Source organism: Bilifractor porci (assembly GCF_009696005.1).
Classification (GTDB): domain Bacteria; phylum Bacillota; class Clostridia; order Lachnospirales; family Lachnospiraceae; genus Bilifractor; species Bilifractor porci.
Genome location: NZ_VUMV01000007.1, coordinates 146,629 through 160,038, shown reverse-complemented (window position 1 = coordinate 160,038; position 13,410 = coordinate 146,629). Strand labels below are relative to the sequence as shown.

The 13,410-nt window shown below is 47.4% G+C and carries 12 protein-coding genes and 1 tRNA gene; 6 read left to right on the top strand and 7 right to left on the bottom strand.

The genetic code is table 11. The features are described from left to right. The first annotated feature begins 152 nt into the window (after nucleotides 1-152). Nucleotides 153-226, top strand: a tRNA-Pro gene (locus FYJ60_RS10185). Between the two features lie 65 nt (nucleotides 227-291). On the opposite strand, the gene FYJ60_RS10180 is transcribed toward FYJ60_RS10185, so the two are convergent. The 4 genes from FYJ60_RS10180 to FYJ60_RS10165 all read right to left on the bottom strand — a co-directional run bounded on the left by FYJ60_RS10180 (nucleotide 292) and on the right by FYJ60_RS10165 (nucleotide 4,548). Beyond that, nucleotides 292-780 (bottom strand): threonine/serine exporter family protein, encoded by a 489-nt coding sequence (locus tag FYJ60_RS10180; protein WP_154458575.1) that lies wholly within the window; start codon nucleotides 778-780, stop codon nucleotides 292-294. 106 nt (nucleotides 781-886) lie between these two features. Continuing rightward, nucleotides 887-1,645 carry a threonine/serine exporter family protein gene (locus tag FYJ60_RS10175; protein WP_154458574.1) on the bottom strand — a complete coding sequence of 253 codons (759 nt, stop codon included), beginning with the start codon at nucleotides 1,643-1,645 and terminating at the stop codon, nucleotides 887-889. A gap of 21 nt (nucleotides 1,646-1,666) precedes the next feature. Beyond that, nucleotides 1,667-2,986 carry an MFS transporter gene (locus FYJ60_RS10170; protein ID WP_154458573.1) on the bottom strand — a complete coding sequence of 440 codons (1,320 nt, stop codon included), beginning with the start codon at nucleotides 2,984-2,986 and terminating at the stop codon, nucleotides 1,667-1,669. Between the two features lie 128 nt (nucleotides 2,987-3,114). After that, entirely contained in the window at nucleotides 3,115-4,548 is a 1,434-nt protein-coding gene (locus FYJ60_RS10165) for a trimethylamine methyltransferase family protein (protein ID WP_154458572.1), read from the bottom strand. A gap of 280 nt (nucleotides 4,549-4,828) precedes the next feature. Between FYJ60_RS10165 and FYJ60_RS10160 the strand changes: the two genes are divergently transcribed. Then, entirely contained in the window at nucleotides 4,829-5,404 is a 576-nt protein-coding gene (locus FYJ60_RS10160; protein WP_154458571.1) for a helix-turn-helix domain-containing protein, read from the top strand. A 57-nt stretch (nucleotides 5,405-5,461) separates the two neighbouring features. Then, nucleotides 5,462-6,562, top strand: a complete 1,101-nt coding sequence (locus tag FYJ60_RS10155; protein WP_154458570.1) for a M24 family metallopeptidase — start codon at nucleotides 5,462-5,464, stop codon at nucleotides 6,560-6,562. A gap of 104 nt (nucleotides 6,563-6,666) precedes the next feature. On the opposite strand, the gene spoVG is transcribed toward FYJ60_RS10155, so the two are convergent. The 3 genes from spoVG to FYJ60_RS10140 are packed head-to-tail and all read right to left on the bottom strand — an operon-like array spanning nucleotide 6,667 to nucleotide 9,370. Continuing rightward, nucleotides 6,667-6,948, bottom strand: coding sequence for a septation regulator SpoVG (spoVG, locus tag FYJ60_RS10150; protein WP_154458569.1), 282 nt, complete (start codon nucleotides 6,946-6,948; stop codon nucleotides 6,667-6,669). A gap of 32 nt (nucleotides 6,949-6,980) precedes the next feature. After that, on the bottom strand, nucleotides 6,981-8,096 hold the full coding sequence (glgD, locus tag FYJ60_RS10145) for a glucose-1-phosphate adenylyltransferase subunit GlgD (protein WP_154458568.1): 1,116 nt from the start codon (nucleotides 8,094-8,096) through the stop codon (nucleotides 6,981-6,983). Continuing rightward, nucleotides 8,093-9,370, bottom strand: coding sequence for a glucose-1-phosphate adenylyltransferase (locus tag FYJ60_RS10140; protein WP_154458567.1), 1,278 nt, complete (start codon nucleotides 9,368-9,370; stop codon nucleotides 8,093-8,095). The genes glgD and FYJ60_RS10140 overlap by 4 nt, the downstream gene beginning before the upstream one ends. Nucleotides 9,371-9,838: 468 nt before the next feature. Between FYJ60_RS10140 and murC the strand changes: the two genes are divergently transcribed. Genes murC through FYJ60_RS10125 form a run of 3 tightly spaced genes read left to right on the top strand, consistent with a single transcriptional unit; the run spans nucleotide 9,839 to nucleotide 13,406 of the window. Next, the gene (gene murC / locus FYJ60_RS10135; protein WP_154458566.1) at nucleotides 9,839-11,215 is read left to right on the top strand and encodes a UDP-N-acetylmuramate--L-alanine ligase; all 1,377 of its coding nucleotides are present in this window, start codon (nucleotides 9,839-9,841) and stop codon (nucleotides 11,213-11,215) included. A 12-nt stretch (nucleotides 11,216-11,227) separates the two neighbouring features. Continuing rightward, entirely contained in the window at nucleotides 11,228-12,391 is a 1,164-nt protein-coding gene (locus FYJ60_RS10130; RefSeq protein ID WP_154458565.1) for a DnaD domain protein, read from the top strand. A gap of 16 nt (nucleotides 12,392-12,407) precedes the next feature. Continuing rightward, on the top strand, nucleotides 12,408-13,406 hold the full coding sequence (locus FYJ60_RS10125) for an ATP-binding protein (RefSeq protein ID WP_154458564.1): 999 nt from the start codon (nucleotides 12,408-12,410) through the stop codon (nucleotides 13,404-13,406). The last annotated feature ends 4 nt before the right edge of the window (nucleotides 13,407-13,410 follow it).

Here is a 13,410-nt window from a genome sequence, read left to right as displayed (position 1 = left end):
GGCTGGGCAGTCGGATGGGGAAAACTGACACAGGGACAGCTGAAGAATAAAATCGGCGCATCCTGGCGGATTTCCTGGCGGATTTCCTGAAAAAAGTGTTGACTTTCTTCTCTCATTCACATATAATATCACTTGCTGACAAAGTTCAGCATCGAAGCGTGGCTCAGTTTGGTAGAGCGCTGCGTTCGGGACGCAGAGGTCGTGGGTTCGAATCCCGTCGCTTCGACTGAGTTTAAGACACCGGTAATGCAGAAAGTGCATTGCCGGTGTCTTTTATTTTTGAAATTAATCTTATTTCTGAATCTGCGCATTTCTGAATCTGCGCAGAGTGTGTATTTTTCCGCCAATGGCCAGAAATACTTTATTGGGGATTTCAAATGCAACCAGAATCCCGAATACAATAGCAATAAGTATGGCCACGGCATTTCTAAAATATCCAGCAGCTGCACGCTCCTCGCCTTCAATCAGGCTGAAAATGGTATAATATAGTTTTATTCCGGGTATCAGCGGAAATACAGCCGGAACCAGAAACGCAGTAACCGGCATCAACCTGACAACCGCAGATACTCTTGCAAAAAATGTAATAAATACTGCTGCCGCTATGGTTGACAGGAACACTTCAACAGAAAAAACCTCCGCTAATACATAATAGAGAATCCAGCCAGTTCCTCCTATCACAAAGCATCGATTATAAATAGAAAACGGGGCATGAAACAATCCGGCAAATGCTGCGGTTCCAATACCTGCTGCCAAAAACTGAAAAACCAGTTTCCAAATCATTTCCCCATTCTCCTCATAGTGTTTCTATTCTCCATAACTATAGAAATACGCAAAACAAGGCATATCCTGCCCGTCGAACACTATAATATAACTGCCTCTGCCGTATTCAGAAAACCAGATAAAACAGTGCTACACCAAGTGCAATACAGAATGTTACCAGCAAAGCATCCACTAATCGTATCGTTCCGGCAATGTAATCCCCATTTGTCAAATCTCTGACCCCGTTAATAAACGAAGTTCCGGGTATCAGCGGCATGATTGCCCCGGAGGTTATTCTGCCGACATTTTCCCCCAATCCTGCCCTGAACAGCAGGGTTGAACAAATAACGGCCAGAAGAGCCCCCAGAATGTGAACCAGGATCTTTGAAGCTTTTCTCCCGGAAGCAGCTGACAGCGATAAAAAAAACGAAACCAGCGCTCCTGAAACAACGGATGCAAGGCAGTCCGTCCATGCTCCGCCAAATGTATAGCAGAACCCTCCTGAACCAACTCCAGCCAGAATCCCCTGAATAAAAAAATTCTTATCAGGCATCTCCTGAATTCTCTTTAACTCTTTCACCGCCTCCGGAAGAGAATATTTTCCCACTGCAATCTGTCTGGACAAAGCGTTGACTGCAATAATCCGATTGATATGGACCGCCCGGAAAGGGATATGCCTGACATTGGCATATACATCCCTGTCTGAATCCTTAGCGGTCAGAAAAATTCCGGTGCTTAACACAAAAGGGCTGATATCTCTTACACCGTACCATGCAGCAATCCGCTGCATGGTATCCTCCACACGTCTGATCTCAGCTCCGCTTTCCAGCAGAACAGTTCCTACGTTTACTGTAAAATCCAGGACTTCTTCGCTATATTCATTCATCTTCCTTACTATCTGCCTGCGTCATGATTTTTTCTTTTTTTCCGCCTTTGCCTGAAGTCTGGCCTTCTGAATGTTTTCCCGTTTTTCTTTCGTCATACGAAGCCAGGCAATGGTACAAAACAGGCCGATCACCAGCAGAATAGTTAAAACTCCGAAGAATACCTGGTATCCTTTTGCCCCTTCCCATCTGTCAAGGCAGCGTCCGGCAATCAGAGGGGCAAACAGTTCTACGCTGTATCCCAATGGTGTTAAGATCGCTGTAACAGTGCCGGTAACCTCTACCGGGTTGTCCGCTTCTTCCATAATAGCAAAATGCATTGACTGTGCTGCATACATCGAAGCATAAATAACAGCACAGAATACAAGTAAAATCCCAATCATTGATTTTTTGCCGGGAATGAAAATCAGGCCAAGCATACCGATAATCATCAGGATAAAGCTTCCCAGCAGGACTTTGGACGACCCAATCCGGTCTGCAGTAAATCCTGCGATAAAGCATCCTACCGGACGCACATACTGAGAAAAATATCCGATTGCGGCGCCGATAACAGCCGTAGCTCCAAAAACCGCCGTCGTATAAGGAGTAATATAAAAATAGCTGCAGCAAATGGCATAAGAACAGAAAATGATAATGGCATTCAACCAGGTAGTAGGCATTTTTAAAACACGTTTCAAAACGGGAACATTTACAATTGCATTACTCTCTCTGTGAAACGGCGGTTCTCTGTACATAAACAAAATAAGGAAACCCAGCGCTATATCTATAACAGAGTAAATGATGATAATCGTAAACAAACCTGCCTGTGCAGAAATTTTTTCCGACAGAATGCCGAACGCAGCCAGAACCGCCGCAGACTGCACCATATTGGTAATTCCTCTTCCGCCTTCAAATAAACCAAAGACTCGTCCCTGCTCTTTTTCAGAGGCAATAGAACGAAGTGCTTTGACCAGGGCATTCCAGAACGTCAAAATAGAAGTAATTCCCCAGACCGCATGGATTGCAAAAAGCGCCCAGTATGGCGGCTTTAGTAAAAGCAGAAAGCCAAGCACGCCAGTAACTACCAGCGAAACAAACAGAAGTTTTTTTGCCGGCCACCGGTCAGCACAAAATCCTCCCAGAAAATATGCGATAATGGCAAATCCTCCGTATGCGCTTCCAAGGGCTCCCATCTGCGTGTTTGTCAAGCCATATACTTCTACAAAAGTATCGTAATAATAGCTTCTGAAATATGGAAGAGAATAGATCATTGCCCCGGCAATAATCAATAAAACCAACGTTACAATATTGTTTTTTATGCTTCTGACGTAAACTTTTTCCGCCGTACCCGATTCAGTACCCATTACTTTTCCTCCAAATCATATGGATTTCGACTTTTCCAAAATTCCCTGCTGTTCCCCAAACGCCTGTAAACGATTCCTTCCAGAGAAGAAATGCCGTTAGCTGAACGGCACTTCTCCGAATAAATCATTTATAGAATACTGTTTCTGGCATCCTGCATTAATTTTTCTACTTCCGTACGGATCTCAGGACAGATTTCGGGAACCTCGTCTCTCTTCAGAAGCTCATCTGCCCGTTCCTCCGCACGCTGATTGAGCCCGGTCTCTCCCATCTTCAGCCAATCTGCCCATGTGCTGTCGAACCCGATGCTCGGAATGAAAATCTCATCCTTCAGATGATCCATGGTATGCTCCTGTTCCATGAAAGTCTCTCCATCTTCTACCACACATCCGAGGGCTTCATATCCCAGTTCTTCTTCATTGATAACAAAAGGTCTTTCTGCCTTTTTAATCATGCCAATGATCTCATTGTCCAAAACCAGCTGACTTAAAGAAGCACACATGACACTGGCAGTACTTCCGAACCCGGTAATCATCGTTGCTCCCGCAAGTCCCGGAAGAAGCCCGTTAATCATCTTCTCATATCCGGCCTGCTCATCCATCGCACAGGAAGTGCAGCAAACCCCATATTCATCGGACATCATCCCGCAGTAAGACGCCAGCTGTACGGCAAGTGCACTTGAAATCCCTGTCTCTGGAAGCCCCAGAATACACTGCGTATTCCGCATGTTGGCAAAAAAGGTTCTGGCACCATAAATCAAAACGCAGTCCGGATTCATAAGGTATGCGACCGCCGCATACGCAAGAATTTCGGCATGGCACTGAGCAACAGTTCCGGCAACCGAAAGCGGAGACGTAAGCCCGCCCATCGGTGCGGCAAGTATACTAACTGGAATACCCGCTTCCACAATATACCTGGTAGTATCTGTGATATGTTTCGGAAGAAACAGGGGAGACTCCGGCGATATCCCCACCATACCTATCGGATTCTCGGAAAGTTTATCTCCGCCGTATATTTTAAAGAGTTCTGCAATGTATTTGGCATTCGTCGGCTGCGACAATCCCGGACCGTAAATCGGCTTATGTGAATACTCCAGCATGGTAGCTGTCTGCTGAAGCTGCGTAATCGCGGAGGGTACATCGCTGGGATAAACAAGCGCACAGGGAATATCCAGATTTTCCAGCTGATTCATAATCCGGATGGTCAGAATCAAATCCTCCAGCGTAGCATTTTTCCGCTGTCCGGTCTTCATATCCGCAATCCAGGGGGCTCCTCCCGTACTATGTGAAAGAGAAATTCCTCCCAAAGTCATATTTTTTTTCATTCCGGTCACGGGAGAAGTAAAGGTAACTTTCTGCTTCTGTGCTTTAATTGTTCTCTCCAAAAGCTCATCACAAAAATAAATGCGGTCATCTTTTTCCCTGCATCCATTTTCACAGAGCATTTTTCTTACGTCCGGATCTTCTATGCGCATTCCGTATGTTTTCAATATTTTCACCGAATACGCATGCAGATCTGCAATTTCCTGATCATCCAAATACTTTAACCTTGGTACGAAACTCATTTTTTGAAATCCTCCGCTTGATTTCTTTGTGCACGTTCAACAAGTAACAACTCTATACCACTAGATTCAGGGGCGTTTTCTATAACCAACGTACTATCAGGAGGATTAATTGTCAATGTATTATTTCATAATCGTGAAATTATACATTATTTTTTTTATTAATTTGTGTATTTTCCAATTGTTTTTTTCTTAAATTGCTGTTATTCTGAATATATTCGGATAAACTTTATATCCGCATGCAGAGTGCCGGAAAAGCATACCTCAAGGATTATGACAATATATGACAATGAACGAAAAAATTAATATTGGAGACAGTCTCCGGAAAAAAAGGAAGCAGGAAAACATCACCATGAAAGCCCTGTCGGATCAGACAGGGCTTTCAATTGGATATCTCAGTAATGTCGAGCGCAATATAACCAGCCCAACAATTCTTAATCTTCAGAAAATCTGTGAAGCATTACACACTTCACTGGGCGACCTTGTTACAAGGCCGGAAGAAAATGGGATTGTGATACGGGCAAAAGACAGGCGGCAAACCATTGACGAAAACCACAATATTCATATTCTCACGATGGACTTTGGTCTTTCCGAGGGATACTCGCTGCTGATGATCAATGATCCCAGCAGTCCAGACAGTTCATTCGAAGGCACCGAATGGACCCATGGTTTTACTGAAGTAGGCTATGTTGTTTCCGGAAGAATTCGTGTGATTATTAACAGCACAGCCTACGACCTCGAGCTGGGTGATTCCATTCTGATACGCGAAAACACTCCGCATAAGGTTTATAATCTGAGCACAACGGAGAAAGTTGTAACATACTGGACAAGATATCAAAAGAGAACAGATGAACAATGACATTCGGGATTCAGGGGCGGAATCCTAAGGCCATTATGATATCTGGAGGGTGCAGAAATGAATGCTTATGAAAAAAGACGAGAAAATGCTTACCGCCTGTTCGGTGAAGCAGGTTACAGTAAGGCCATTATCGGCGATCCGATGGAGATTTACTATCTGACCGGGAGACACATCATCCCTTATGAGCGATTTTATGGGCTTGTGCTGGATATTCCGCATCAAAACGCCAAAATGATTAATCCCAGTGTAGACACCGGATGCATGAAAGACAGCGGCATTGAAGAAGTTGTATACACAGATACAGAGGGACCAGCTTCGCGCATTGCGTCTCTTACTTCTGACGCTGCTTCCATAGCTGTAGACAGAAATTATTACTCGATGGCTGTCGGCGATCTCTTTCCATATTCCGGAGAAAAAATCGGTAATGCCGGGAAAATTATTGCCAGGCTGCGCATGAAAAAAGATGCGGAAGAAATAAAAATCATGCGTTTTGCCGCAGAAATCGTAGACAAGGCTCTGGCTTTTGTAAAAAACGAAATTCATCCGGGCATGAGCGAAAAAGAGCTATACCAGATGTTATACTCTTTCATGTCAAAATTCCCGGATTTCAATACGGATGAGGTTATTATCCTGGCTCTGGGAGGACCACACTCAGCCAATCCCCATGGAGCCAGCGGTGATTACCGCTTTCAGCCTGGAGACGTCGTACTGATGGATTTTTGCGCCTACTATAAATATTACTGGTCCGATATTACGCGCTGTATGTTTCTGGGCGAACCTTCCAACTCCAAGCTTCCGGAAATATATCAAATTGTAAAAGGCGCCAATCAGGCAGCCTTCCAAATTATTCGTCCGGGGATAAAGGCAAAAGAAATTGACCGGGCTGCACGTGACTATATCACTGAGGCCGGTTACGGTGAATATTTTCTCCATAGAACCGGGCACGGACTGGGACTTTCTGTACATGAAGAACCTTATATTACACCTGATAACGAACTGGTCATGGAAGAAGGAATGACCCATACTGATGAGCCGGGCATTTATCTTGACGGGATCGGAGGAATCCGTCTGGAAGACGACATTCTGGTTACACACAATGGTGCTGAGCGGCTGACCCAATTCAGTAAAAATTTTGAAGATATGATTATTCCTATATAATAAGAGTTCTTTCTATCTATTCATGTTTCTGTCATGTACCTGGCAGCAAAAAAGCCGCGGCTTCCGCCGCGGCTTTTCTTCATTTTCTGTATGATCAGGCTGTTTTATTCTTCTTCTGCCGAATCTTCCTGCTGCAGCAGCTCATCATACTTGTTCAGAATCAGGGACTGTATCCTGTCCCTGGTAACTGAGTTGATGGGATGTGCAATGTCACGGTATTCTCCATCGCTGGTTTTTCTGCTCGGCATAGCAATGAACAGTCCCTTGTCCCCTTCGATGACTTTTATATCGTGTACTGCGAATTCATCATCCAGGGTGATGGAGACAACCGCCTTCATCTTCCCTTCCTTTGTAACCTTCCTGATTCTGACATCTGTGATTTGCATAAAAACTCCTCCTCCCACATTGCGCAGGCATTTTAGATCGCGTACCGCTCATTTTTTTCGATAACGATCCTGATTCTGTCTTCGCCGCAGTAATAAGAGTTTGCCCTTATCGTATCACGGCTCTCGACAATACAATTCTCAATATGAGTATTGTCCCCAAGGTACACATTGTTCAGGATAATGGAATTCTTAATCACACAATTGTTGCCTACATATACGTCTTTGAAGAGGATAGAATTTTCGACTTGTCCATTTATGATACAACCACTAGATATCAAGCTGTTCTTTACTACGTTGCCAGGATTGTACTTGGCAGGCGGAAGATCATCGATCTTTGAGTAGATCTCAGGAAACTGGTTAAAGAAGTAATCTCTGACCTCCGGCTTTAGAAAATCCATATTCGTTCGATAATAGGATTCCACCGTTGCAATGTTGCTCCAATAGGTATCTATTTTATATCCATAGATCCGCTTCAGATTTTTGTAGCGGATAAAGATATCCTTTACCAGATCGAACCTGTCTTCCTGTGCGCAGCGTTCTAGCAGCTCGATCAGCAGACGTCTTCTTATAATATAGATTCCGGTGGAAATCAGATTGGAATCCGAAACCATGGGTTTCTCTTCAAATTCCTCAATCCGGGAATCTTCATTCATCCGAAGGACGCCGAAACGACTTGGGTCATCATTTCTGCATTCTGTACAGACTATTGTAATATCTGCCCGCTTCGCTATATGATATTCCAAAACCTTTCCGTAGTCAAGTTTATAAATTCCGTCTCCGGAAGCAATAACAACATATGGTTCATGACTTTCCTTCAGCCAGCGGAGGTTCTGATAGATGGCATCCGCCGTCCCTCTGTACCACCAGTTGTTGGTCGATGTAACGGTAGGCGTAAACACATAAAGTCCGCCCTGCTTGCGTCCGAAATTCCACCATTTGGAAGACATCAGATGCTCATTCAGTGACCGCGCATTGTACTGTGTCAGAACCGCAACTTTCTGGATATGGGAATTGGTCATGCTGCTGAGCGCAAAATCGATGCTCCGGTAGCTTCCGGCAACCGGCATGGCCGCAATGGCGCGTTTCTCTGACAGCTCACGCATGCGGTTGTTGTTGCCGCCTGCCAGAATGATTCCTATTGCTCTCATATCAGATCACCGTCCTCTTTGATAAGCGCCCCGCCTCCGGGAAGCTCGCCGTTCTCGAAATCCTCCGCCGTCAGTTTCCCGCCCGCTACCGTGTTTTTGCCAATCCGGACCCCGGCGGGAATGACAGACCTCTCACCGATGGTTGCCAGACCCCATGCGTAGATCCTGGGATTCAGCACATTGGGTGCTTCTTCCCCTACCCCGATCTGCACATTTGCGCCGATCACAGACTCTTCCGCAATGATCGCCCGGTCTATCTGCGCGCCTTCTTCCACTACGGTATTCCGCATAATAATGGAATCCCGCACAACGGCTCCTTTTTTTATGGTTACCCCGGCTCCGATGACCGAATTATGCACTTCCCCGTAAACTTCCGTGCCCTCTCCCATGATGCACCGGTCTGCGGTTCCTTCTGCGGAAATATACTGCGGCCTGATAATATCTCCCTTGGTGTAGATCTTCCAGAATTCCTCATACAGATTAAATTCCGGAATGATATCAATCAGCTCCATATTTGCCTGCCAGTAGGAGCCGAGGGTTCCGACATCCTTCCAGTAACCGTTGAATTCATACGCGAATAACCGTTTTCCGTTATCTCTGCAGTAGGGAAGCACATGCTTGCCGAAATCGCACCCCGGCTGATCCCTGAGGGCAATCAGGGAATCCTTCAGCGTCTGCCAATTGAAGATATAAATCCCCATGGACGCCAGGTTGCTTCTGGGATGCTCCGGTTTTTCCTCAAACTCTGTAATTCTTCCGCTGCCATCCGTGATCATAATGCCAAACCGGCTGGCCTCCTCCATGGGAACCGGCATGCAGGCGATCGTCACATCGGCTTTATTGGCCTTGTGGTAATCCAGCATGACCTCGTAATCCATTTTGTAGATGTGGTCTCCAGAGAGGATCAGGACGTAATCCGGGTTCATGGACTGCATGTACGCCAGATTCTGGTAAATGGCATTTGCGGTGCCGGTATACCATTCGCTGTTTGTGCTTTTCTCATAGGGCGGAAGAATCGTCACACCGCCTACATTCCGGTCCAGATCCCACGGAATGCCTATCCCGATATGATTGTTCAGCCGCAGAGGCTGGTACTGCGTCAGCACACCCACCGTATCGATACCCGAATTGATACAGTTACTGAGCGGGAAATCAATAATACGGTATTTTGCCCCGAATTCCACGGCAGGCTTTGCCACCTTTGCCGTCAGGATGCCCAGTCTGCTTCCCTGCCCGCCGGCAAGGAGCATGGCGATCATTTCTTTTTTAACCATGCGCTCACCCCTTGTTCCTAAGATATTAGAATTATAGCATACAGGAATGTAATTGTGAACATTTTCAATAAAAAATCAGCTCATATGCATGTTTTTTAATGCAAAATACCGAATGTTTTGGTCCGGTTTCTCCAGTTCCTACAAAAAAACTGATGTTTTTCCAAAATGATTCCTGCTCCGGTGCTCTGCCTGGATCCGCCTGTCTTTCTTGCTTTTTTACAAAGGGGAGGCTATAATCTAGTTGCTGCAGAGGAACCGGGTCTTTCGATATTTTCCGGGGACTGGAATGTTCCCTCTGCCTTTTTCCGCAGACAGACATGAAGGCCGGAAAGTCCGTCTGTTTTTTGATGCCGGAAAATTTCAAAGAAACGAAGCAATTCGTGACATCATGTGGAGGGCAAACGGCCTTTTACCACAACATCATCAATTTATACAATTTATATAAGGAAAGTTCAGGATTTTACCCATATGTATACGATACATTTTGATCAGCCGAACCATCTTCATTTTATCGGAATCGGCGGAATCAGTATGAGCGGCCTTGCCGCTATATTATTAAAGGAAGGTTTTACCATTTCCGGTTCTGACTTCAAAAAGTCAGAGCTTACCGAGAAACTGGAAAAGGCAGGCGCCAGGATTGTTTACAGCCAAACCGCAGACAACATCGACGACTCGATTGACGCCGTCATCTATACGGCGGCGATCCATCCGGACAATCCGGAGTTTGCCGCTGCCGTAAAGAAAAAAATCCCGATGCTCAGCCGGGCCCAGCTTCTGGGGCAGATGATGAAGAATTATCAGATTCCCATCTGTGTTTCGGGTACGCACGGGAAAACGACTACCACCTCCATGGCGGCCCATATCCTTATGGCTGCCGAGATGGATCCGACTATCTCCGTGGGCGGAATTCTGCCCCTGATAAAAGGAAATTACCGGATCGGGGGAAGAAAAGCTTTTCTGATGGAGGCCTGTGAATATACCAACAGCTTCCTCAGCTTTTTCCCGAAAATCAGCATCATTCTGGATATTGACGCGGATCATCTGGACTTTTTCAAGGATCTTGACGATATCCGCCACTCCTTCCGCCGTTTCGCGGAGCTGCTTCCGGCGGACGGTGCATTGATTATCAACGCGGACGATCCTGCCTACAAAATGATCAGCAGGGATCTGCCCTGCAGGGTCGTGACCTACTCCATTCTGGGGAACGGTGATTTTACGGCGGATACGGTTTCCTATGACAAAATGGGCTGTGCCTCTTTCCGCGTCCTGCACAACGGTACGGAGTACGGGAACTTCCGTCTGGGTGTTCCCGGCGAGCACAACGTAGGGAACGCGCTGGCAGCCATAGCCCTGGCCGATCTGCTGGGCATCCGCCCGGGGACCATTCAGGAAGGGTTCTCGAGCTTTCACGGAACCAACCGCCGTTTTGAGTACAAGGGAATGATGAACGGCGTCACCGTTATTGATGACTATGCGCACCATCCCACAGAGATCCGGGCGACGCTGCGCACGGCGGCCAAATATCCTCACAAAAAAATCTGGTGCATTTTTCAGCCGCACACCTACACCCGCACCAAAGCGCTTCTGCATGAATTTGCCGAAGCCCTCACGCTGGCAGACCATGTGATCCTGGCAGACATTTACGCCGCCAGAGAGCTGGACATCTACGGAATTTCCTCCCGCGACCTGCAGGATGAGATTCAGAAGCTGGGAACAGACTGCGATTATTTTCCTTCTTTTGAGGAAATCGAGGACTTTGCCAGAAAGAACTGCCGCGAGGGAGATCTTCTGATCACCATGGGTGCCGGAAATGTTGTCCAGATCGGAGAGGCACTTGTAAAATGATGTGAGGATGCCATGGGTTCCATTACCATTCAGGATCACCGGCTGGCAGGGGCGACTCTGCTGCCGGATACTTTTGTTGATTATTATATGCCGAGGGCAAACGGGGAGTTTGTAAAGATCTTTCTTTACCTGCTCCGGAGCGTCCATGCCCCTAACGCGTATCCGACCCTTTCCTCTCTGGCGGATGTTTTTTCGTGTACGGAAAAGGATGTCCTGCGGGCCCTGCGGTACTGGGAAAAAGCCGGACTTCTGAAGCTGAATTTTAAGGAGAAGGAACTGGAGGAAATTGTTCTTCTCCCCATATCCGAGACCTTGTCCGCAACCCGCCGTATCCCGGAGGAGGACGGCTCCGACGCGGGGCTGCCGCTGCCGCCTGCCGCGGAGCTTCCCGGAAAAATTGAGGGCACGACAAAACAGGAAGAGGAAACTTCTTCCGGAGAGAACAGCGCCGGAAAAGGCGCGGATTCCCGCCAGCCTGTCCAGATCTCCTCCGCGCGGCTTCGGGAACTGAAAAACAATGAGGACGCGAAAACCATCGCCATGGTGGCGGAAGCCTATCTGGGGCGTACCCTCAGCACGACAGATCTCCGGCACCTGCTTTATTTCTACGATGAGCTTCATTTTCCTGAAAATCTGGTGGAATATCTGGTAGAATACTGTGTAAGCAGGGGAAAACGAAGCATGCATTACATAGAGACCGTCGGTCTGGCCTGGTACAAGGATGGCATTCTTACCTTGAAGGATGCCAAAGCCAGAGAAAAGCTTGGGAAGAAGAACTACTATACGATTTTTCGGGCTTTTGGAATCCGGAACCGGGATCCGATTCCGGATGAAATTGCCGCTATGGACCGATGGCTGAACGAATACGGCTTTTCCACCGACATTATCGGGGAGGCGGCAAGCCGGACGATCCGGAAAACCGGACAGCCCAGCTTTCCCTACGCGGATGTGATTCTCACCGCGTGGCACAACGCGGGGGTAAAATCTCTGGATGATATTACCGTCCTGGATGAGCGGCATAGGGAGACCCGGAAGGCATCCGAGCCGGACAAAAAGAAGCCCTCCGGGACACCAAAGACGACGAACCGTTTTAATAACAATTTTCAGCCCAGAACTTATGACTATGACAAGCTGGAACAGGAGCTCCTGAACAGTCAGGAGTCCGGAAAACACTGAGGCAGGGGAAACAGATATGGCACTAACCAATTCTCAGTATGACGCCGTTATGCGTCTGTATAATCAACGCCAGATCTCTGACCAGCGCGCGCTGGCGGAGCGTCGGCGTGATGCCTATCTGCACATACCGCGGCTGCAGGAGCTGGACAGCAAAGCTGCCGGCCTGTCTGTGGACAAGGCCTATGCCCTCCTGGATCCCGGAGACCACAGGGATTTTGATCTGAAAAAGGCGCTCGCGGAAATATCCGCAGAGAGAAAGCTTCTTCTAGAGAAACATGGCTATCCCGACAACTATCTGGACATGCAGTATGTCTGTCCCGCATGCAGGGATACCGGCTACATCGGCAGAAAAAAATGCAGCTGCTTCCGTCAGCTGGAGCTGCAGGTTCTTTACGCGCAGTCCAATCTCCCGGATACTCTGAGGAAAGATACCTTTGAAAATTTCAGCCTGGATTACTATGATCCCTCACGGATCAGTCCGCAGACAGGCGCAAGCTCCCTCCAGGAGGCGGAAAACGCGCTCCGGACAGCCCGGTCTTTTGTGCGGAACTTCCATGAGGAATTTGAAAATCTCTGTTTCTACGGCGAGGTGGGCGTCGGAAAGACCTTTCTCTCCCACTGCATCGCAGGCGCCCTGCTGGACCGGGGCTTCAGCGTTCTTTACCTGACGGCCGGCGACATGTTTGACATGCTGCGGAAATACAAATTTTCCGGATCCGGTGATACCGGGGAGCTGCAGGAATTTTACGGCTTTCTGTTTTCCAGTGACCTGCTGATTATTGATGATCTCGGCACAGAGCTGACAAACACGTTTGTCTCCTCGGAGCTTTTTACCTGCATCAACGAGAGGATTTTGCGCCGCACACCGACGATTCTTTCGACAAACCTCTCCGTCCGGGAATTTGCCGATACCTTCTCCGAGAGAACGGCTTCCCGTATTTTAGGAAACTATACACTGGTTCATATGAGCGGACATGACATCCGCATTCAGAAAAAACTGGCAGGAGGACAATAGAAAA